The organism is Streptacidiphilus jiangxiensis, assembly GCF_900109465.1.
In the GTDB taxonomy this organism is placed as follows: domain Bacteria; phylum Actinomycetota; class Actinomycetes; order Streptomycetales; family Streptomycetaceae; genus Streptacidiphilus; species Streptacidiphilus jiangxiensis.
In genome coordinates, this window is the sequence record NZ_FOAZ01000035.1 from 41,295 (window position 1) to 62,351 (window position 21,057).

At 71.3% G+C, this 21,057-nt stretch carries 17 protein-coding genes and 1 pseudogene; 10 read left to right on the forward strand and 8 right to left on the reverse strand.

Annotated elements, in window-relative coordinates:
• Positions 1-73: 73 nt before the first annotated feature.
• Both BMY61_RS39450 and BMY61_RS39455 read left to right on the forward strand, forming a co-directional pair.
• A complete protein-coding gene (locus BMY61_RS39450; RefSeq protein ID WP_082015304.1) occupies positions 74-2,515 on the forward strand; it encodes a RelA/SpoT family protein in 2,442 nt (813 codons plus the stop codon).
• Complete coding sequence (locus BMY61_RS39455; protein WP_042453050.1) at positions 2,512-3,831, forward strand: wHTH domain-containing protein; 1,320 nt, start codon at positions 2,512-2,514, stop codon at positions 3,829-3,831. The genes BMY61_RS39450 and BMY61_RS39455 overlap by 4 nt, the downstream gene beginning before the upstream one ends.
• Before the next feature lie 119 nt (positions 3,832-3,950).
• Here BMY61_RS39455 and BMY61_RS39460 read toward each other — a convergent pair whose 3' ends face one another.
• Entirely contained in the window at positions 3,951-5,180 is a 1,230-nt protein-coding gene (locus BMY61_RS39460; protein ID WP_042453053.1) for a DUF349 domain-containing protein, read from the reverse strand.
• A gap of 227 nt (positions 5,181-5,407) precedes the next feature.
• The gene (locus BMY61_RS39465) at positions 5,408-6,271 is read right to left on the reverse strand and encodes a peptidylprolyl isomerase (RefSeq protein ID WP_042453056.1); all 864 of its coding nucleotides are present in this window, start codon (positions 6,269-6,271) and stop codon (positions 5,408-5,410) included.
• Positions 6,272-6,502: 231 nt separating this feature from the next.
• Between BMY61_RS39465 and BMY61_RS39470 the strand changes: the two genes are divergently transcribed.
• Genes BMY61_RS39470 through aspS form a run of 3 tightly spaced genes read left to right on the forward strand, consistent with a single transcriptional unit; the run spans position 6,503 to position 10,284 of the window.
• Positions 6,503-7,210 carry an MBL fold metallo-hydrolase gene (locus BMY61_RS39470; protein WP_042453058.1) on the forward strand — a complete coding sequence of 236 codons (708 nt, stop codon included), beginning with the start codon at positions 6,503-6,505 and terminating at the stop codon, positions 7,208-7,210.
• A 12-nt stretch (positions 7,211-7,222) separates the two neighbouring features.
• Positions 7,223-8,503: a histidine--tRNA ligase gene (gene hisS / locus BMY61_RS39475; protein ID WP_042453061.1), complete on the forward strand. Its 1,281-nt coding sequence runs from the start codon at positions 7,223-7,225 to the stop codon at positions 8,501-8,503.
• Positions 8,500-10,284, forward strand: coding sequence for an aspartate--tRNA ligase (gene aspS / locus BMY61_RS39480; protein WP_042453064.1), 1,785 nt, complete (start codon positions 8,500-8,502; stop codon positions 10,282-10,284). The genes hisS and aspS overlap by 4 nt, the downstream gene beginning before the upstream one ends.
• A gap of 55 nt (positions 10,285-10,339) precedes the next feature.
• Here aspS and BMY61_RS39485 read toward each other — a convergent pair whose 3' ends face one another.
• On the reverse strand, positions 10,340-10,996 hold the full coding sequence (locus BMY61_RS39485; protein ID WP_042453262.1) for a TetR/AcrR family transcriptional regulator: 657 nt from the start codon (positions 10,994-10,996) through the stop codon (positions 10,340-10,342).
• Between the two features lie 176 nt (positions 10,997-11,172).
• Between BMY61_RS39485 and BMY61_RS39490 the strand changes: the two genes are divergently transcribed.
• Both BMY61_RS39490 and BMY61_RS39495 read left to right on the forward strand, forming a co-directional pair.
• Entirely contained in the window at positions 11,173-12,666 is a 1,494-nt protein-coding gene (locus BMY61_RS39490; RefSeq protein ID WP_042453067.1) for an MFS transporter, read from the forward strand.
• A gap of 75 nt (positions 12,667-12,741) precedes the next feature.
• On the forward strand, positions 12,742-12,957 hold the full coding sequence (locus BMY61_RS39495; RefSeq protein WP_042453070.1) for a hypothetical protein: 216 nt from the start codon (positions 12,742-12,744) through the stop codon (positions 12,955-12,957).
• Between the two features lie 26 nt (positions 12,958-12,983).
• On the opposite strand, the pseudogene BMY61_RS48155 reads toward BMY61_RS39495, so the two are convergent.
• The 3 genes and pseudogenes from BMY61_RS48155 to BMY61_RS39515 all read right to left on the reverse strand — a co-directional run.
• Positions 12,984-13,724, reverse strand: a pseudogene (locus tag BMY61_RS48155) (IS5 family transposase); the annotation flags it as partial.
• Positions 13,725-13,799: 75 nt separating this feature from the next.
• Positions 13,800-14,699 (reverse strand): arylamine N-acetyltransferase family protein, encoded by a 900-nt coding sequence (locus BMY61_RS39510; protein WP_042453073.1) that lies wholly within the window; start codon positions 14,697-14,699, stop codon positions 13,800-13,802.
• Positions 14,700-14,861: 162 nt separating this feature from the next.
• Positions 14,862-16,205, reverse strand: coding sequence for a cation:dicarboxylate symporter family transporter (locus tag BMY61_RS39515; RefSeq protein ID WP_042453077.1), 1,344 nt, complete (start codon positions 16,203-16,205; stop codon positions 14,862-14,864).
• A 159-nt stretch (positions 16,206-16,364) separates the two neighbouring features.
• Between BMY61_RS39515 and BMY61_RS39520 the strand changes: the two genes are divergently transcribed.
• Both BMY61_RS39520 and BMY61_RS39525 read left to right on the forward strand, forming a co-directional pair.
• Complete coding sequence (locus tag BMY61_RS39520; protein WP_042453080.1) at positions 16,365-18,011, forward strand: ATP-binding protein; 1,647 nt, start codon at positions 16,365-16,367, stop codon at positions 18,009-18,011.
• On the forward strand, positions 18,008-18,694 hold the full coding sequence (locus BMY61_RS39525) for a response regulator (RefSeq protein WP_042453083.1): 687 nt from the start codon (positions 18,008-18,010) through the stop codon (positions 18,692-18,694). Before BMY61_RS39520 ends, BMY61_RS39525 begins: the two co-directional genes overlap by 4 nt.
• Before the next feature lie 4 nt (positions 18,695-18,698).
• On the opposite strand, the gene BMY61_RS39530 is transcribed toward BMY61_RS39525, so the two are convergent.
• Both BMY61_RS39530 and BMY61_RS39535 read right to left on the reverse strand, forming a co-directional pair.
• Entirely contained in the window at positions 18,699-19,868 is a 1,170-nt protein-coding gene (locus BMY61_RS39530) for a GDSL-type esterase/lipase family protein (RefSeq protein WP_042453085.1), read from the reverse strand.
• 25 nt (positions 19,869-19,893) lie between these two features.
• Positions 19,894-20,466 (reverse strand): TetR/AcrR family transcriptional regulator, encoded by a 573-nt coding sequence (locus BMY61_RS39535; RefSeq protein ID WP_042453087.1) that lies wholly within the window; start codon positions 20,464-20,466, stop codon positions 19,894-19,896.
• A gap of 118 nt (positions 20,467-20,584) precedes the next feature.
• On the opposite strand from BMY61_RS39535, the gene BMY61_RS39540 reads away from it, so the two are divergent.
• A partial coding sequence (locus BMY61_RS39540; protein WP_143094746.1) for an AAA family ATPase occupies positions 20,585-21,057 on the forward strand: 473 nt, incomplete at its 3' end.

Here is a 21,057-nt window from a genome sequence, read left to right on the forward strand (position 1 = left end):
CCGCGGGAAGGCCCGTGAGCGCGGGCAGTAGTAACGCTCGGTACCATTGAGATTCCGGTCTCGCTCCCGAGGAGTGCAGTTGCCCGAAGAGGTCGTGCCCACAGCCCCCGGAACGCAGGAGGAGCGCCCGAAGCCGGCCCCCGCCGCGCCGAAGCCCACGCCCCCCGCTGTACCTGCCACGTTCCAGGCCGCCGCCGCCGGCGCCCCCGCCGTCGCGCCGCGATCGGGCGCGCCCTCGCCCTCCCGGGTCCGTGCCCGCCTCGCCCGCCTCGGCGGCCAGCGCAGCAGCACCTTCAACCCGGTGCTCGAACCGCTGTTCCGGATAGTGCGCATCAACTATCCCAAGGCAGACCTGCACCAGCTGGAGCGCGCCTACGAGATCGCGGAGAAGTGGCACCGCGGCCAGAAGCGCAAGAGCGGTGACCCGTACATCACCCACCCGCTCGCGGTCGCGACGATCCTCGCCGAGCTCGGCATGGACGCCCCCACGCTGATGGCGGGCCTGCTGCACGACACCGTCGAGGACACCGACTACGGGCTGGACCAGCTCCGCCGCGACTTCGGCGACGTCGTCGCCATGCTGGTCGACGGCGTCACCAAGCTGGACAAGGTCAAGTTCGGCGAGGCCGCGCAGGCCGAGACGGTGCGCAAGATGGTCGTCGCCATGGCCAAGGACCCGCGCGTCCTGGTCATCAAGCTGGCCGACCGCCTGCACAACATGCGCACCATGCGCTACCTCAAGCGGGAGAAGCAGGAGAAGAAGGCCCGCGAGACCCTCGAGATCTACGCCCCGCTGGCGCACCGGCTGGGCATGAACACCATCAAGTGGGAGCTGGAGGACCTCGCCTTCGCGATCCTCTACCCCAAGATGTACGACGAGATCGTCCGCCTGGTCGCCGAGCGCGCGCCCAAGCGCGACGAGTACCTCGGCACGGTGCTGGAGCAGGTCACCGACGACCTCAAGACGGCCCGCATCAAGGCCGAGGTCAAGGGCCGCCCGAAGCACTACTACAGCGTCTACCAGAAGATGATCGTGCGCGGCCGCGACTTCGCCGACATCTACGACCTGGTGGGTGTGCGCGTCCTCGTCGACTCGGTCCGCGACTGCTACGCGGCGCTGGGCACCATCCACGCGCGGTGGAACCCGGTGCCGGGGCGGTTCAAGGACTACATCGCCATGCCCAAGTTCAACATGTACCAGTCGCTGCACACGACGGTCATCGGGCCCGAGGGCAAGCCGGTCGAGCTGCAGATCCGCACCTTCGACATGCACCGCCGCGCCGAGTACGGCATCGCCGCGCACTGGAAGTACAAGCAGCAGGCCGTTGCCGGCGCCTCCAAGATCCGCACCGACACCCCCGCCGGCCAGGGCGAGACCGTCAACGAGATGGCCTGGCTGCGACAGCTGCTGGACTGGCAGAAGGAGACCGAGGACCCGAGCGAGTTCCTGGAGTCGCTGCGGTTCGACCTCTCCAACAACGAGGTCTTCGTCTTCACGCCCAAGGGCGACGTCATAGCGCTGCCCGCCGGGGCCACCCCGGTGGACTTCTCCTACGCGGTCCACACCGAGGTCGGCCACCGGACCATAGGGGCGCGGGTCAACGGCCGCCTGGTGCCGCTGGAGTCCACCCTCGAGAACGGCGACACGGTCGAGGTCTTCACCTCCAAGGCCGAGAACGCCGGCCCCTCCCGCGACTGGCTCTCCTTCGTCAAGTCGCCGCGGGCCCGCAACAAGATCCGCGCGTGGTTCTCCAAGGAGCGCCGCGAGGAGGCCATCGAGCAGGGCAAGGACGCGATCACGCGGGCCATGCGCAAGCAGGGCCTGCCGCTGCAGCGCATCCTCACCGGCGACTCCCTGGTCACCCTCGCGCACGAGATGCGCTACCCGGACATCTCCTCCCTCTACGCGGCGATCGGCGAGGGCCACGTCGCGGCGCAGACGATCGTCCAGAAGCTCGTCCAGTCGCTCGGCGGCGAGGACGGCGCGACCGAGGACATCGAGGAGCTGACCACTCCGTCCCCGACCCGCAACCGCCGTCAGCGGCGTGCGACGCAGGACCCGGGTGTGGTGGTCAAGGGCGTCGCCGACGTGTGGGTCAAGCTGTCGCGCTGCTGCACGCCGGTGCCCGGCGACCCGATCGTCGGCTTCATCACCCGCGGCAACGGAATCTCCGTGCACCGCACGGACTGCGTCAACGTCGACTCGCTCGCGCAACAGCAGGAGCGCATGGTCGAGGTCGAGTGGGCGCCGACGCAGTCGTCGGTCTTCCTCGTCGCGATCCAGGTCGAGGCGCTGGACCGCTCGCGTCTGCTGTCCGACGTGACGCGGGTGCTGTCGGACCAGCACGTCAACATCCTGTCGGCGGCGGTGCAGACCTCGCGCGACCGGGTGGCGATGAGCCGCTTCACCTTCGAGATGGGCGACCCGAAGCACCTCGGACACGTGCTGAAGGCGGTCCGCGGCGTCGAGGGTGTCTACGACGTCTACCGGGTGACGTCGGCGAAGTCACGGTGACCCCGGAGCAGGACAAGGTCATCCGCAGCCGGCTGCTGAACGGCGCGGACCGGTGGCTGGACCTGGACCGCCAGGTCCCGCGCGGACACGTCCTGGCTGCGGCGCTGAAGGCGCGCACCACGCCGGCCGAGGTCGTCGAACGCCTCTCCCGTCTCGGCCACGACGTCGAGACCGGCCCGTTGCCGCGTCGGGTGCTGCCGAACGACGACATCCTGGTCAGCCGCGAGCTGAACGGCTGGCCGGAATGGCTGCGGACCGACGAGCCGGTTGCGGTGCAGCACGTGCTGCGGGCCGCGGTGGTCACGGGGATGACGCCGGCTCAGGTGACGCTCCGGCTGTGCGCGTTGGGCTACCAGGTGCCGGACGCTCCGCCGGACTCGGCGGTGGAGCCCGGTGACGCGGTCCTGATGAGTCGGGCGCTGAAGGGCGCGACCATGTGGCTCGCTCGGGACCGCAAGGTCCCGGTCGGGCATGTGCTGGCGGCGGCCGCGGTGTTGTCGCGGTCACCGGTCGCGGTGGCTGAGCGGTTGACGACGCTGGGCTACCGGGTCGAGGAGGCAGGACCGTGGGAGGTCCTGCCCGGGGATGAGGTGCTGGTCAGCCGGAGGGTGAACGCCTGGCCGGACTGGCTGTCGCGGACACGGCCGGTGCCGGTGGACCATGTGCTGCGCGCGGCGGTCGTGACGGGCAGGACGCCTGCCGACGTGACGCTCCGGCTGTGCGCGTTGGGCTACCAGGTGCCGGACGCTCCGCCGGACTCGGCGGTGGAACCCGGTGACGCGGTCGCGATGAGTCGGTTGCTGAACGGCGCGACGATGTGGCTCGATTGCGACCTGAAGGTCCCGGTGGGCCACGTGCTGGCGGCGGCCGCGGTGGTGTCGAGGTCGCCGGCGGCCGTGGCCGGGCGGTTGACCACGCTCGGTTACCGGGTGGCGGAGGTGGGGCCGTGCGAGGTCCTGCCGGGGGACGACGTCCTGGTCAGCCGGAGGCTGAACGGGTGGCCGGACTGGCTGTCCCGGGGACAGCGGGTGTCGGTGGAGCATGTGCTGCGCGCGGCGGTCGCGACGGGCAGGACACCCGCCGACGTGGCGGGCCGCTTGTTCGCGCTGGGCTACCGCATCCCGGACGCTCCGCCGGACTCGGCGGTGGAACCGGACGACCGCACCCTGCTCAGTCGCTGGCTCGACGGCGAAGCCCCCTGGCTCACCCCCGGTGACCGCGTCCCGCCCCCACACGTCCGTGATGCAGCGAAGCGCCTGAAGCGGGACCCGGGGGACATCATGTCCCGCCTCAAACTGTTCGGGTACAGGATGTAGGTGCAGAAACCTCAGGGGCGCGAGGACCTGCCGATCGAGCGGGGCCATCCGTACTGGGTGGTCGCTCGCGCAGTTCCTCGCGCCCCTGGATCGTGCAGCTACCTGCGGGAGCGAAAGCGTCAGCCGCTGAACTCCTCCAGGCCCTTCTGGGCCTGCGCCAGCAGCTCGCGGCGGCCGTCCAGCTCGGACTGCAGCTTGGCCACCTGACGGGAGTCGCCCTTCGCCTCGGCCGCGGCGATCTGCTTCTCCAGCTTCTCCACCGCCGCCTGCAGCAGCCCCGTCATGCCCGCGGCGCGCGCCCGCGCCTCAGGGTTGCTGCGCTGCCACTCGGCCTCCTCCGCCTCGCGGATGGCCTGCTCGACGTGGCGCAGGCGCGACTCCAGGCGGGGACGGGCGTCGCGCGGGACATGGCCGATGGCCTCCCAGCGCTCCGCGATGTCGCGGTAGTGGTTCTTCGCGACCTTCAGGTCGGAGATCGGCAGCAGCGCCTCGGCCTCGACCAGCAGGGCCTCCTTGGCGTGCTGGTTCTCCCGCTCGTCGGCGTCGCGCTCGTCGAAGACGGCCGAGCGGGCCTGGAAGAAGACGTCCTGGGCGCCGCGGAAGCGGGTCCACAGCTCGTCCTCGGCCTCGCGCTGGGCGCGGCCCGCAGCCTTCCACTCAGCCATCAGCTCGCGGTAACGGGCGGCCGTGTCGGCCCAGTCGGTCGAGTCGGCCAGCGACTCGGCCTCGACGACCAGCTTCTCCTTCTTCAGGCGGGCCTCCTCGCGCTGCTGGTCCAGCTGCGCGAAGTGCGACTTGCGGCGCTTGGAGAAGGCGGAGCGGGCGTGCGAGAAGCGGTGCCAGAGCTCGTCGTCGGACTTGCGGTCCAGGCGGGGGAGGCCCTTCCAGGTGTCCACCAGGGCGCGCAGGCGGTCGCCCGCCTCCCGCCACTGGGTGGACTCGACCAGCTGCTCGGCCTCGGTGACCAGCGCTTCCTTGGCGGCGCGCGCCTCCTCCTGGACCTTCGCGCGGGCGGCCTTCTTCTCCTCGCGGCGTGACTCGACCTCGGAGGTCAGCGCCTTGAGGCGCTGGGCCAGCGCGTCCAGGTCTCCGACCGCGTGGCCCTCGTCGACCTGCGCCTGCAGGTGTTCGATGGCCGTCTGGGCGTCCTTCGCGGCGAGGTCCGTGGTGCGCACGCGGCGCTCCAGCAGGCCGATCTCCACGGCGATGCCCTCGTACTTGCGCGTGAAGTAGGCAAGTGCCTCCTCGGGGGAGCCTGCCTGCCACGAACCGACGACGCGCTCGCCGTCGGCCGTCCGCACGTAGACGGTCCCCTCGTCGTCGACACGGCCCCACGGGTCGCTGGTCACAGCGCCTCCTCCATATGGCGGCCGCCGTCCTGCTCCAGGCGGTGCGGCCGCCTTCCACGTTCGATTGCCCGGCCGGTTTGCTCTCCGCGCCGCCGGGTGGCGCAGATGCGCACCCTACAAGACGCCAACATAGGCGACGGGCAGGGGCGCTGTCCGTATCCCCGCGAGGTTGATTTGGCTGCGCCGCCCGCCCGTGGCGTACTGCTACGTACCGCTACCTACCGCGTTCAGTTCTTGGCCGCGGTGACCGTGTTCATGATGACCGGATTGATCGGCATGCCGTCGCCGGGGCCGTTGGCGTCGTTCTCGCCCTTGGCCGCGATCGCGTTGAGCACGTCGAGGCCGCCGGTGATGGTGCCGAACGGGGTGTAGTTGGCCGGGAGCGGGCTGTCCTTGTAGACGAGGAAGAACTGCGAGCCGTTGGTGTTCGCGCCGGAGTTCGCCATCGCGACGGTACCGGCCGGGTAGTTGCCGCCCTTGAGCGTCGGGGAGCTCAGGTTCTCGTCCTTGAACTGGTAGCCCGGGCCGCCGGAGCCGGTGCCGGTCGGGTCGCCGCACTGCAGGACGTAGAGGCCCTGGGTGGTGAGGCGGTGGCAGTAGATGCCGTCGAAGAAGTGCTGGTTGGCGAGGAACACGAAGGAGTTCACCGTGTGCGGCGCGTCCTTGGCGTCCAGCTTGATGTCGACCGCACCCTGACCGAAGTTGATCTTCGCGGTGTAGTTGCCGGACGTGTCGATCGTCATCGCCGGCTCGGTCTTCCAGCTGGCGGCGTTCTTCTTCGGCGTGATCGTGTAGGTGGCCTTCGCGGCCGTGCTGCTGGGCGCGGCCGAGGGCGTGCTGCTCGCGGTGTCCGTGGATGCCGAGGCGGCGGGCTTCGGCTTGCTCGACGGCCAGAAGGCGACGGTGCCGATGACGACGGCCGCGACGGCGATGACGCTTGCGCCGATGATCGCGGTGCGCTTGCGGTTCTCCGCGACCTTCTGGGCCCGGATCGCGGCCTGGCGCTCCAGCTTCCTGCGCTGCAGCTCGCGGCGGCGCTTCTCGGGGTCCTTGGGGAGATCCCGGGGCCTCTGCGTGTCGTTGGGGGCCACCGCCCACACTCCTGCCGTGAAAGTCGTCGTTCTGTGTCGTGCACACCTGTCGCGAGGATCTTTCCACCCGACGGCGGCCCAGTGTAGGGAGCAATTCTGTAAACGCGCGGTGAAAGCCGCCGACAGGGCGGTGGGCACGGTCGGATACGGTTCGCGATCCGTCCCCTACCGCCGGTACGCTGCTGGCAGCATCCGCAGCCATCATCCGACCCGGACAGGGGACCGACCCACGTGTTCATCGCCGGCTTTCCCGCTGGAGCCTGGGGCACCAACTGCTACCTCGTGGCCCCCGCCGCCGGCGAGGAGTGCGTCATCGTCGACCCGGGCCACGAGGCGGCCGCCGGGGTCGAGGAGGCGGTGCGCGAGCACGGGCTCAAGCCGGTCGCGGTGGTGCTGACCCACGGGCACATCGACCACGTCGCCTCGGTCGTCCCCGTCTGCGGCGCGCGCGGCATCCCGGCGTGGATCCATCCCGAGGACCGCTACATGCTGTCCGATCCGGAGAAGGCCCTCGGCCGCTCCTTCGGCGCGCAGCTGATGGGCGAGATCACCGTCGGCGAGCCGGACGACGTCCGGGTGCTGACCGACGGCAGCGTGCTGGAGCTGGCGGGGCTGACCCTCACGGTCGACCACGCGCCCGGCCATACCGGGGGGTCGGTGACGTTCAGGACGCCTGCCGCGCCGGAGCTGCCTCCGGTGCTGTTCTCGGGCGACCTGCTCTTCGCCGGCTCCGTCGGACGCACCGATCTCCCCGGGGGCAACCACGACGCCCTCCTGCAGTCGCTGGCCCGCGTGTGCCTGCCGCTGCCGGACGAGACCGTGGTCCTCTCCGGACACGGCCCCCAGACCACCATCGGTCGCGAGCGCGTCGCCAACCCGTACCTGCTCCAGGTCGCCGGCAGCGCCGCGCCGACCGGCGCCCAGCGCCGCGGACTGTAGAAGAGACGAGACGTGAGCAGTACTTCCCAGGCTTTCCAGGCCCCCCGGGGCACCTACGACATCCTCCCGACCACCGCCGGCACCGTGCTCGCCGTGCGCGAGGCGCTGGCCGCGCCGCTGCGCCGGGCCGGCTACGGCTACGTCGAGACACCGGTCTTCGAGGACGTCAACCTCTTCTCGCGCGGTGTCGGTGAGTCCACCGACATCGTGACGAAGGAGATGTTCACCATCGCCACGCGCAGCGAGGAGAGCCAGCGGCTCGCGCTGCGCCCGGAGGCCACCGCCTCGGTGCTGCGCGCCACGCTGGAGGCCAACCTGCACCGGACCGGCAACCTGCCGGTCAAGCTCTGGTACAGCGGCGCCCAGTACCGCTACGAGCGCCCGCAGAAGGGCCGCTACCGCCAGTTCTGGCAGGTCGGCGCGGAGGCGATCGGCGCGGAGGACCCGGCGCTGGACGCCGAGCTGATCATCCTGGCCGACGACGCCTACCGCTCGCTGGGCCTGCGCAACTTCCGCATCCTGCTGAACAGCCTCGGCGACAAGCAGTGCCGTCCCGTCTACCGCGAGGCCCTGCAGAACTACCTGCGCGGCCTGGACCTGGACGAGGAGACGCTGCGCCGCGCGGAGATCAACCCGCTGCGCGTGCTCGACGACAAGCGCGCCTCCGTCCAGGACCAGCTGGGCGGCGCGCCGATGCTCGTCGACTTCCTCTGCGAAGACTGCAAGGCCTACCACGAGCAGGTCCGCGAGCTGCTGACCGCCGCCGGTGTCGCCTTCGAGGACGACCCGAAGCTGGTCCGCGGCCTCGACTACTACACCCGCACCACCTTCGAGTTCGTCCACGACGGCCTCGGCGCGCAGTCCGCGGTGGGCGGTGGCGGTCGCTACGACGGCCTGTCCGAGATGATCGGCGGCCCCGAGCTGCCGTCCGTCGGCTGGGCGCTGGGCGTCGACCGCACCGTGCTCGCGCTGGAGGCCGAGGGCATCACCCTCGACATCCCCGCCACCACCGACGTCTACGCCGTCCCGATGGGCGAGCAGGCCCGGCGCGTGCTGTTCGGCCTGGTCACCGGGCTGCGCCGCGCGGGCGTCTCGGCCGACCTGCTCTTCGGGGGCCGCGGCGTCAAGGCCGGCTTCAAGGCCGCGGACCGCTCCGGCGCGCGCTTCGCCGTCGTCGCCGGTGAGCGGGACCTCGCCGACGGCGTGGTTCAGTTGAAGGACCTCACCTCCGGTGACCAGACCCCGGTCGCCCTCGACGCTCTCGTCACCACCCTGAAGGAGAAGCTCCAGTGATCCGCACCCACGAGGCCGGCACGCTCCGCCCGGAGCACGCCGGCACCACCGTCACCCTCGCCGGCTGGGTCGCCCGCCGCCGCGACCACGGCGGCGTGGCCTTCGTCGACGTGCGGGACTCCTCCGGAACCGTCCAGGTCGTCTTCCGCGACCTGGAGGCCGTGGGCGAGCTGCGCTCCGAGTGGTGCGTCAAGATCACCGGCGATGTCCGGGTCCGTCCCGAGGGCAACGAGAACCCCGACATCCCGACCGGCCAGGTCGAGGTCGTCGTCTCCGAGCTGACCGTGCTCTCCGAGGCCGCCGCGCTGCCGTTCCAGGTCGCCGAGTACGAGCCGGGTTCGGTCAACGAGGAGGTCCGCCTCCGGTACCGCTACCTCGACCTGCGCCGCGAGGGCCCCGCCCGCGCGCTGCGCCTGCGCTCGCGCGCCACCCACATCATCCGCACGGTGATGGAGGAGAACGGCTTCCTCGACATCGAGACGCCGTACCTCACCCGCTCCACCCCGGAAGGCGCCCGCGACTTCCTGGTGCCGGTCCGCCTGCAGCCGGGCCACTGGTACGCCCTGCCGCAGTCGCCGCAGCTGTTCAAGCAGCTGCTGATGGTCGCCGGCATGGAGCGCTACTACCAGATCGCGCGCTGCTTCCGTGACGAGGACTTCCGCGCCGACCGTCAGCCGGAGTTCACCCAGCTCGACGTCGAGGCCTCCTTCGTCGACCAGGAGGACATCCTCCAGCTGGGCGAGCAGGTCGTCTCCCGCGTCTGGGGCGAGGTCCTCGGCTACGAGGTGCCGCTGCCGCTGCCGCGCATGTCCTACGCGGACGCCATGAACCGCTACGGCTCCGACAAGCCCGACGTCCGCTTCGACAACGAGCTGACCGAGCTGACCGAGTACTTCTCCGGCACCGAGTTCCGCGTCTTCCAGGCCCCGTACGTCGGCGCCGTGGTGATGCCCGGTGGCGCCTCCCAGCCGCGCAAGCAGCTGGACGCCTGGCAGGACTGGGCCAAGGCGCGCGGCGCCCGCGGCCTGGCCTACGTCCTGATCGACGAGGAGACCGGCGAGCTGCGCGGCCCGGTCGCCAAGAACCTCAGCGAGGAGCACCTCGCGGGCCTCGCCGACGCGGTCGGCGCCAAGCCGGGCGACTGTGTCTTCTTCGCCGCCGGCAAGAAGACCGCCTCGCAGGAGCTGCTGGGCGCGGCGCGTCTGGAGATCGGCAAGCGCTGCGGCCTGATCGACGAGTCCAAGTGGGCCTTCCTCTGGGTCGTCGACTTCCCGATGTTCGAGCCCATCGAGGACGACAAGGGTGAGTTCCAGGGCTGGCACGCAGTGCACCACCCCTTCACCGCGCCGACGGCCGAGTCCATGGCGACCTTCGACACCGACCCGGGCAACGCGCTCTCCAACGCGTACGACCTGGTCCTCAACGGTTCGGAGATCGGCGGCGGCTCGATCCGTATCCACCAGAAGGATGTGCAGAAGCGCGCCTTCGACGCGATCGGCCTGTCGCAGGAGGAGGCGCAGTCGCAGTTCGGCTTCCTGCTGAACGCCTTCGACTTCGGCCCGCCGCCGCACGGCGGCATCGCGCTCGGCCTGGACCGTCTGGTCACCCTCCTGGGCGGCTACGACACCATCCGGGACGTCATCGCCTTCCCGAAGACCTCCACCGGCGGCGACCCGCTGACCGGCGCGCCGACGCCGATCACGCCGGCGCAGCGCAAGGAGGCCGGCGTCGACGCGAAGCCGAAGTCCGAGCAGCAGGCGGAGAAGTCCGAGCAGAAGTAACAGACAGCACGTCAGAAAGAGCGGGGCCCTGCCGTCGGCAGGGCCCCGCTCTTCGTCATGCCCCGGCTTTCCCGGCCTGCAGGCGGAGGCCGGCGAGGGTCAGGTCCAGGGCGGAGCGGAACTGGTCTGCGTCGTCGTGGCCGTCGAACTCGTCGACGATCTCGTGGACGAAGGGGTACCCCGCGGGGTCGAGCTCGCGCCAGGCCTGGACGGCACGGCCGAGGTACTCGTCGCGGCCGACCTTGCCGTCGAGGACCTCCTGGGGAGGCTCCTGGCCCAGGTCGACGGCGGAGCCGACGACCACGCCGATGATCGCGGAAACGGCGTGGAACCGCTGGCGGGCGGTGAGGTCCAGGCGGAGGGTCTGCGCGCCGAGACGTTCGTAGAGGCGGAGCGAGTTGCTCTGCGCGTTGGTGTTGCGCATGAAGTACGCGCCCAGCCAGGGCCGCGCCACGATCGCGTCGAACAGGACCAGGGCCATCGTGCGCAGGTCGTCGATCGGGTCGTCGCTGCCCGGCAGCGCCTCGACGTCGGACAGCAGTGAGCCGATCACGTGGTCGGTGGCGAGGTCGAGCAGTTCGTCCTTGTTGGCGACGTACCAGTAGATGCTGGCGACGCCGCCGCCCAGGCGTTGGGCCAGGGCGCGGAACGTGAGCGCGGGCTCGCCGGCCTCGTCGAGCAGGGCCACCGCCTCCGTGAGGACGGACTCCATCGAGTGCGAGGCCCGTCGACGCCCCGGCGTCGAACGGTTCTGCAGGCGTGCCGCCATGGCTCGCGCTCCCTCCGGGTTTGCAGCATGAGTTTGCACATCATCGAACGGTGTTCTATCGTACTTCATCGTACGCTGTTCGATACTCGGACGCCGTTCGATCAGACGAGGAGGCAGCCATGACGACCGCCACACTGCAACGCCCGAAAGCCCACACCTACGCGTCGCTGCGCGCGGCGTGGATACCCCTGGCCGCACTCTGCCTGGCCTTCTTCGTCGAGATGGTCGACAACACGCTGCTGTCGATCGCGCTCCCCACCATCGGCCGCGACCTGGGCGGCGGCACGACCGCCCTGCAGTGGGTCACCGGCGCGTACTCGCTCACCTTCGGCGGGCTGCTGCTCACGGCGGGGTCGCTGGCCGACCGGTTCGGTCGGCGCCGCGTGCTGCTGATCGGCCTGGCCGTCTTCGGCTCGCTCAGCCTCTGCGTCGTCCTCGTCACGACCGCGGGCGAGTTGATCGCGCTGCGGGCCGCGCTCGGCGTCGCCGCCGCGGCGATGGCGCCGATCACGAACTCGCTGGTCTTCCGGCTGTTCGACGACAAGGCCCTGCAGATGCGGGCCATGACCGTGATGATCGTCGTCGGCATGTCCGGCTTCGTCCTCGGCCCGCTGCTCGGCGGTACCGCGCTGGCCCACGTGAGCTGGCAGTGGCTGCTGGTCGTCAACGCACCGATCGCCGTGCTGGCCTGCGTCGGCGTCCGGCTGGGTGTCCCGGCCGACCGACCCGAGGGCCTGACGAAGGACGCGCTCGACCTGCCGGGCGCGGTGCTCAGCATCGCCGCCATCGGGCTCGCCTGCTACGCGCTGACCAGCGGTGTGGAGCACGGCTGGCTCTCGGCGCTCACCCTGGCCTCGATCGTGGGCGCGGTGCTGGCCGCGGTCGGGTTCGTGCGCCACGAGCGCCGCAGTGCGGCGCCCATGCTGGACCTTCGCCTCTTCTCGAACGGCACCGTGCGCGGCGCGGCCATCGCGCAGGTCGGCACGTCCATCGCCATGGCCAGCGTGATGTTCGGGCTGATCCTGCACTTCCAGTACGCCTACGGCTGGAGTCCGGTCCGGGCGGGCCTCGCCAACCTGCCGATCATCGTGACGATGCTGGCCGCGACGCCGCTGTCCGAGTGGCTCGCCCGCCGCTTCGGCCACCGCGTCGCCTGTCTCATCGGCGCGGCCTGCCTGGCCGGTGCGCTGGGGGGCCTGGCCTGGGCGGTCGGCCACGGCTATGCCGCCATCGCCGTCTGCATGGTGCTGATGACCGTCGGCCTGCGCACCGTGATGACGATCTGCGCGGTCGCCCTCGTCGGCGCGATGCCGAGCAACCGCACCTCCATCGGTGCGGCCCTCAACGACACCGCCCAGGAGGTCGGCTCCAGCGTCGGCACCGCCGTGGTCGGCACCATGATCGCCGCGCTGGTCACCACCCAGCTCCCGAAGGGTGCCTGGAGCGCCGACCTCGTCGCGTCGTTCTTCCACGGCGAGCGGATCACCTACGCCCTGCTGGCCGTCGTCGTCGGCGTGATCGCGGCCGGTGGTGCGCTCAGCCTGACGGACTCCCACAGCGTCGAGGAGGAGCACGGCGCCGCGGAGGACCACGGCGCCGCGGCGTCCGCCTGACCGGCTAGGAGCTGTCCGGCCGATCTTGCGCTTAAGTAGGGTGCTTCTGCACTTGAAGGGTGGGTCCAGTTGCAGATGACGCACGAGGCAGCGGTCACGCTGGTGCAGAACGTCATGGATGTTGAGTACGACGAAGACGAGATGCAGCGCGTGCTGGACGAGCTCGACAGGGAGCTCGGCTGCCCGACGGGCTACGTTGCTGGACTGATCTTCTGGCCGAAGGACGGGCAAGAGCCGACAGCAGCCGAGATCGTTGACCAGGCTTTGGCCTACCAGCCGTTCGTGCTGTGAACGGCTTCAGGTCCTCGTCAAAGCGAGCCTTTAAGCAGGCGGGCCGCCTGGCTGTCCGTCTTCTCCGCGATCGTGTGTGAGATGCCGCGACGTCGCAGGTACTCGCGGCAGGGACGGCTGCTGCAAGCCCGATCCGCAGCAACGCTGTCGGGCTTCTTGCGGGGCCTGCCCGGTCCGAGGCGGGGGGCGCGGATCCTCTCCAGAACAGGCCTGAACTGGGGGCTGTCGCCCCGCTGGCCTGCGGTGATGGGAAGGGACAGCGGGCGGCAACGCCCGTCGGCGGTCAAGTGGACCTTGCTGGTGAAGCCGCCCCGCGAGCGGCCCAGTCCCTCACCTCCTGCACCACCTCCACCAAGCGGACGACGAGGCTCTGCCACGGAGATTCGGCCTGGTGTCCCGTCGCTTCGTCCCCCTTTGGGCCCGGCAGTGCGGGTGGCGGCTCCTTGCGGGCGCCGGCCGCGTGCTGATGAGCACGCACGCTGGTCGAGTCGACCGAGACGTCCCAGTCGACGTCACCCGCCGCGTCCGCGGCGGCCTGGACCCGCTGCAACAGGTTCTCCCAGGCGCCGTCCGCCGACCAAAAACCGGTGTCGCTCGTACACCGTCTTCCACGGTCCGAACCGCTCCGGCAGGTCACGCCACTGCACCCCGGTCCGCACCCGGTGCAGAATCCCGTCGATCACCTGCCGATGATCCCGCCACCGCCCGCAACGACGGTTACTCACCGGCAGGAACGGCCGCAGGAGTTCCCACTCGCGATCCGACAGTCACCACGCTGAACCCGCCCCATGTCCGGACCAACGAGCCGGGAGCGAGCCAGTCACATGATCGCCGCACAGCTCCTAGTTCTTGGCCGACTGCTGCTTCGCTCGCCACTCCGCCCCCGCGCGCTGGATGCGTTCCCACAGGGCGGTGCGGTCCGCGTCGTCGACGTCCGACAGGTCCAGGTGGAACACGTGCGTCGCGATCTCGAACAGCTCCTCAGCGGACTGGAGGATGCGGGTCGAACGCCGGCCGGCCCCCTCGTCGCGCGTGTACTCGTCGTCCAGTACGAACTCGGCGCGGGCCGCGTCGCGGCGGAAGAGTTCGAACCACATGACATAGGAAGACCGCGGCGAGGTCGACATGTCGGAATGGGTGTTCTGGAAGTCCTCCCAGGTAGCCGGTGCCAGCGTGAAGTCCATGCTGTGGAAGGTCGTCTGCTCCGGATCGGTGAGGAACCGCCAGGCGTCCGGGCCGATCTCCGGCAGCGGCCGCAGTTCGAAGCGGAAGGGGCCTTGGACGTGGACGCCTTCCCGAAGCGGGATGGGCTCGTGGTGCGAGTTGGCCAGGCCGACGTCGACTGACCAGCGCTCACCGTCGATCACGACGGTGAGGGCCATGTGCGTGCAATAGTCGTCGGCGGTCGCCTTGGCGGTGGCGGCAGAGCCGTTGATCTGGCCGCGGTGCATGGTGACGTCGTACCCGAGGACAGTCAGCAGCTCGTGGAAGGCGTTGTTCAGGTTGAAGCAGTAGCCGCCCCGGCCAGCGAGGATACGGGCTATGGACTCGGCCGGGTCGATGCCTTGCGGGCGTCCGAGCTGGATGTCGAAGTTCTCGAAGGCGACGAGCTCGACGTGTGCGCGGTGCAGCCTGCGCAGCGTGTCGAGTGACGGAGCGCCGAGGGACTCCGGGCCGTCGATGCCGAGCCTGGCGAGGTAGGGCGCGGTCCAGGCGGGATGATCATGCGTCTTCGAGGTCACGTTCGCGGACGCTAGCGCAGAGCCACGTGAGGCCGCCAAGGATTAACGCCGACGTTCTGCGCCGGCGTGACCGCTGCCTCGCGCGTCATCTGCGACTGAACCAGCCCGCACCCTTCAAGCGCAGGAGCGCCCTGCTCAAGCGCAAGATCGGCCGGACGGCTGCTAGGCCGTCGCCGGGGCCTGGGCCGGGACGACCGGTGAGGTGTCCTGCGCCGCCTCCACCGCGGACTCGTCGAAGGCGAGGCGACCGCTGAGGACCAGGTGCATCCGGTCGCGGTCGAGCTCTCCGGTCCAGTGGCCGATCAGGACCGTGGCGACGGCGTTGCCGGCGAAGTTGGTCAGGGCGCGGGCCTCGCTCATGAAGCGGTCGATGCCGACGATCAGGCCGACGCCGTCGACGAGCGCGGGCTGATGGGACTGGAGGCCGCCCGCGAGGGTGGCCAGGCCCGCGCCCGTGACACCTGCGGCGCCCTTGCTGGCGATCACCATGAAGAGCAGCAGCGAGATCTGCTGGCCGAGGGACATCGGCCGGTCCATCGCCTGGGCGATGAAGAGCGAGGACATCGTCAGGTAGATCGCCGTGCCGTCCAGGTTGAAGCTGTAGCCCGCCGGGACGGTGATGCCCGCGACCGGGCGACTCACGCCGAGATGCTCCATCTTGGCGATCAGGCGCGGCAGCGCGCTCTCGCTGGACGAGGTGGAGAGGATCAACAGGAACTCGCGGCCGAGGTAGCGGAGCAGCGCGAAGACGTTGACGCCCGCGAACAGACGCAGCATCAGGCCGAGCACGAGCACGACGAAGATCGCGCAGCTCGCATAGAAGCCCACCATGATCATCAGAAGCGACTTCAGCGCCGCCCACCCCGTCGCGCCGACGACCGCCGCGATCGCTCCGAACGCGCCCACCGGAGCCGCCCACATGATCATCGAGAGCACGCGGAAGACCAGCTTCTGCAGGTGCTCCACGCCCCGCAGGACCGGCGCGCCCGAGGCCCCCATCGACTGCAGGGCGAAGCCGACGAGCAGAGCGACCAGCAGCGTCTGCAGCACCTGGCCGCCGGTGAGGGCGGAGACCAGGGTGGTCGGGATGATGCCGAGCAGGAAGTCCGAGGTGCCCTCCGCGCCGCCGGTCGCGGCCTGGGCGTGGCCCGCCTTGGCCAGGGCCTGGGTGAGGTGCAGGCCGTGGCCGGGGTCGATCACGTTGCCGACGACGAGGCCGATGGCGAGCGCGACCGTCGACATGACCAGGAAGTAGCCGAGCGCGAGGCCGCCGACCCGGCCGACCTTCGCGGCCTTGGAGACCGAGCCGATGCCGAGCACGATCGTGGTGAAGATGACGGGGCTGATCATCATCTTGATCAGGTTCACGAAGCCCGTGCCGAGCGGCTTCAGCTGCACGGCGACTCCGGGGGCGGCCAGGCCCAGCACGATGCCGAGCAGGACGGCGCCGATCACGGCCAGGTACAGATAGTGCGTGGGTTCGCGTGCGGCTCTGACGGTGCTCACGGTGGCGGCTCCCTTGCCGGATGTCGTCCTCACCGGCCTCGGGTGGCGGACCGGTTCCGACGAATATCCGGGCGCGGGTGACGGCCGTCACGCTTGCGTTCATATCGTTCACGGCCCGCGCCTACGCAACGGGCGCGGCCACCGTGCAGACTTGCCGACATGCCTGCCCGCACCACGCCTGCCCGCTCCCGACGTCACCGCGTCGCGCGGAGCCTCGCGGGGCAGCTGTTCGTGGTGCAGGTGCTGATCGTGGCCGTCGTCGTCGCGGGCGGCGCCGTGCTCGCGTATGTGCTGACCAGCGACCGCGCCGAGCAGGCGGCCGAGCAGCAGGTGGTCGCGACGGCCACCACCGTCGCCGACGCGCCCACCGTCGTGCAGGCCGCGCAGCAGCCGGACCCGACGGCCGTGCTCCAGCCCTACGCGCTGCGGGTCACCCGGGACGCGCAGGTCGACTTCGTCACGATCATGGACACGCACGGGGTGCGCTGGACCCACCCGGACCCGACCGAGATCGGTCGGCACTTCCTCGGGCACATCGGTCCCGCCCTCGCCGGGCACACCTTCACCGAGACCTACACCGGCACCCTCGGCCCGTCCGTGCGCGCGGTCGCGCCGGTGCGGGACGCCAGCGGCAGGGTCGTGGCGCTGGTGAGCGTCGGGATCACCGTGCAGCAGCTCAGCGGGCAGCTGCGCGGCGCGATCACCGCACTGGTCGCCGTCGCGGCCGCGGCGCTCGCGCTCGGCGGGTACGGCACCTGGCTCGCCAACCGGCGGCTGCGCCGGCACACCCACGGCATGGGCGCGGCCGAGCTCAGCCACCTCTACGAGTACCACCAGGCGACGCTGCACTCCGTGCGCGAGGGCCTGGTGCTGCTCGACCGCGCCGGCACCGTCGTGCTGTGCAACGACGCCGCCCGTGAACTCCTCGGCCTGGACGGTCCGGCCGAGGGGCGGCCGTTCGCCGAGCTCGCCCTGCCCACGCCGCTGCGTGCAGCCGTCGCGGGGGACGAGCCGGTCCGGGACCAGCTGCACCTGACCGCCGACCGCGTCGTGGTGGTCAACACCTCGCCCATCGGCGAGCGCCCCGACCTCGGCACCGTCGTCACCCTCCGGGACCACACCGAACTCCAGGCCCTCAGCGGCGAGCTGGACTCCGTGCGCGGCTTCGCCGAGGCGCTGAGCGCGCAGGCGCACGAGTCCGCCAACCGCCTGCACGCGGTCGTGTCGCTGATCGAGACCGGGCGGCACCGCCAGGCCGTCGACTTCGCCACCGCCGAGCTGGAGCTCGCCCAGCAGCTCACCGATCGTGTGGTGGGAGCGGTCAACGAACCGGTGCTGGCCGCGCTGCTGCTCGGCAAGGCCGCGCAGGCCGCCGAGCGGGGCGTCGACCTGGTGCTGACCGAGGAGAGCCGGATCGACGACGCGCTGCCGGAGGGACTGAGTGCCCGCGACCTGGTGACCCTCCTCGGCAACCTCATCGACAACGCGACCGACGCCGCCATCGAGGGTGCCGGGCGGCATCCGGGCCCGCCGACGGTCACCGTGACCGCCCGCACCGACGCGCGGGAGCTGCTGCTGCGCGTCGCCGACACCGGCCCCGGCATCGCCCCCGACGCGGTGGACCGCATCTTCGAACGCGGCTGGTCGACCAAGCAGCCGGAGCAGGCGCGGGGGAGAGGGATCGGCCTCGCGCTCGTCGCGCAGACGGCTCGGCGCAACGGCGGGCACGTGGAGGTCGGGGGCGGGGGCGGCCGCGGCGCGGTGCTGACCGTGCGCGTCCCCCTCCAACGCGGGGTGGGCCGATGATCGACGTGCTGGTCGTCGAGGACGACCCGGTCGCCGCCGAGGCGCACGGCAGCTACGTCGACCGCGCGGAAGGCTTCCGCTGCGCGGGCGTCGCCCACAGCACGGGCGAGGCCCTGCGCTTCCTGGATCGCGCGCGACGCGAGGGCACGCCGGTCGCGCTGGTCCTGCTCGACCTGTACCTCCCCGACGGGCACGGCCTGGACCTCGTCCGTGCGATCCGCAGCGCGGGCCACGGGGCGGACATCATCGCCGTGACCTCCGCGCGCGACCTCGCGACCGTGCGGCGCGCGGTCTCCATCGGCGTGGTCCAGTACCTGCTGAAACCCTTCGCGGCCGCGATGCTGCAGGACCGGCTCGCCCGCTACGCGCGCTACCGTGCGAGCCTCTCCCGCGAGGGGGAGGCGCTCGGCCAGGACGAGGTGGACCAGGCCTTCGCCGAACTGCGCTCCGCGCGCGGCACCACGCTGCCCAAGGGCCTGACCACCCCGACGCTCGACGCGGTCGCGACCGTCCTGCGGGAGGCGGAGGCCGGGCTGTCGGCAGCGGCCGTCGGCACGGCGGCAGGCGTCTCGCGGATCACCGCCCGGCGCTACCTGGAGCACCTCGTCGAGACCGGCCGCGCCCGCCGCGAACCCCAGTACGGCCAGGTGGGGCGGCCGGAGCTGGTCTACCGCTGGCGGTAGACCGTCAGCAGGCGGCCGCGAACGGGCCGTCCGCGAACGGGCCGTCCGGGCCGAAGACGAGGCGGGCGAAGTTCTCCGCGATGCGGCGGTGCGCGGCCGCGTCCGGGTGGATCGCGTCGGGCAGCGGGAACGCGTCGAACTCGGCCTGCCCGTAGAGTGTGCGGCCGTCGAGGTGGTGCAGGTGCGGGTCCTCGGCGGCCCGCTCGGCCACGATCGTGGCCAGGACCTCGCGGATCACGGTCAGGGTCAGTCGTCCGGCGGCGCGCTCGGCCGGGTCGCCGGTGGCCTTGAAGCGCAGCGTGCCGCCGTCGAAATCGGGCGCGAGCGGGCCGGGGGTGTCCTCGTGGACCGGGCAGAGCAGGGGCGACACGACCAGCAGTGGCGTCTCCGGGTGCCCCTCGCGCAGCGTGTCGAGGAAGCCGTGCACGGCGGGGCCGAAGGCGCGCAGGCGCATCGCGTCGGCGTTGACGACGTTGATGCCGAGCTTGACGCTGATCAGGTCGGCGGGGGTGTCGCGCATCGCGCGGGCGGTGAAGGGGTCGAGCATCGCGCTGCCGCCGAAGCCGAGGTTGGTCAGCTCGACGCCGCCCGCTGCGGCGGCCAGGGCGGGCCAGATGGTGGTCGGGCTCGCGGCGTTCGAGCCGTGGCTGATGGAGCTGCCGTGGTGCAGCCAGCGTCGGCGACCGCTCGACGCCGCCGGCTCGACAGGCGCGTCCGTGCGCAGCACGAGCAGCTCGGCGGTCTCGTTGTGGGGCAGCCAGATCTCGACGTCCTTGCCGCCCACCGGCAGGTCGCAGAAGCGTGCGGTGCCGGGCGCGCCCTCGTGCAGCCGGGACGCGCCGGTCGTCATGTCGACCTCCAGCGTGCGGCCGCCGGACACCGTCGTCTGCGCGGCGAGCCGTCCGTCGACCAGCAGGTCGTAGACGCCGTCCGGCAGCGGCGGCACGCCGGGGTAGGCGCGCTTGGTCGGGAGCGTGTCCAGCTCGACGACGGTGGCCTCGGTCCGGAACGCGAGGCGGACGCCGGACGGCTGGGCCTCGACCATGGCGAACTGCGCGTCCGGCAGCTGCCGCCGGGCCCAGGCGGGCAGCCGGTGCGGCAGCAGGCCGTGCGCGGTGGTCTCGACGTCGAGGTGGCCGCGCAGCAGCTCCTCGGTGACGGGGGTGGTGATCATGGCACTCCGACTCTCAGGGTCTCTCTCAGGCGGCGTGGGCGCGGGCGCGGAGCATCGCGTCGAGGGCGTCGACGGTCCAGTCCCACGACGCCTGCGGGTCGACGGCGGTGTGGGCGAAGCCGCCTGCCGCCTCCAGCTCGACGAAGCCGTGGACCATGCCGCCGAGCATGCGCACCGCGTGCGTCTGGTCCGGTTCGGCCAGGTCGTAGCCGCGCAGCAGGGCGCGGGTCATCTGCGCGTGCCGTACGCCGGCGCTGGCGGCGGCCGTCTGCGGGTCGAGCCGGAAGCGTGCGGCGGCGTAGCGGCCGGGGTGCGCGCGGGCGTAGTCGCGGTAGGCGGCGGCGAAGGCGGCCAGGGCCTCGCGCCCGGACCGGCCCGCGATCGCCTCGGCGACGCGGTCCGCGAGCTCCTCCAGCGCGAGCAGGGCGACCCCGGTCCGCAGGTCGTCGGTGCTCTTCACGTGTGCGTAGAGGCTGGCGGCCTTCACGTCGAAGCGCCTGGCCACGGCCGAGACGGTCACGGCGTCGAAGCCCTGCTCGTCGGCCAGCTCGGCCCCGTCCCGGGTCAGTCGTTCCCGGGTCAGCCCCACGCGTGCCATGACCGCTCCCCTCACTGGTTTCCTACAGTGATTCTGCCGCTTCCTACACACTATAGGCAAATGACTTCAGGGTGCCGGATGCGGAGAGCTGTCGGTGCGCGCAGGTAGGGTCGACGCTGTGGAGCCAGACCTGTTCACCGCCGCCGCCGAGGAGATCCAGGCCAAGGAGCCCGGCCGCGCGCCCCTCGCGGTGCGGATGCGCCCGCGCTCGCTGGAGGAGGTCGCCGGGCAGCAGCACCTGCTCAAGCCCGGTTCGCCGTTGCGGCGCCTCGTCGCCTCGACGAGCGGCCCGGCCGCGACGTCGTCGGTGATCCTCTGGGGTCCTCCCGGCACGGGCAAGACCACGCTCGCCTACGTGATCAGCCAGGCCACCGACCGCCGCTTCGTCGAGCTCTCCGCCATCACCGCCGGCGTCAAGGAGGTCCGCGCGGTCATCGACGGCGCGCGGCGGACCATCGGCACCACCGGCAAGGAGACGGTGCTCTTCCTCGACGAGATCCACCGCTTCTCGAAGGCCCAGCAGGACAGCCTGCTCCCCGCCGTGGAGAACCGCTGGGTCACGCTCATCGCCGCGACCACCGAGAACCCGTA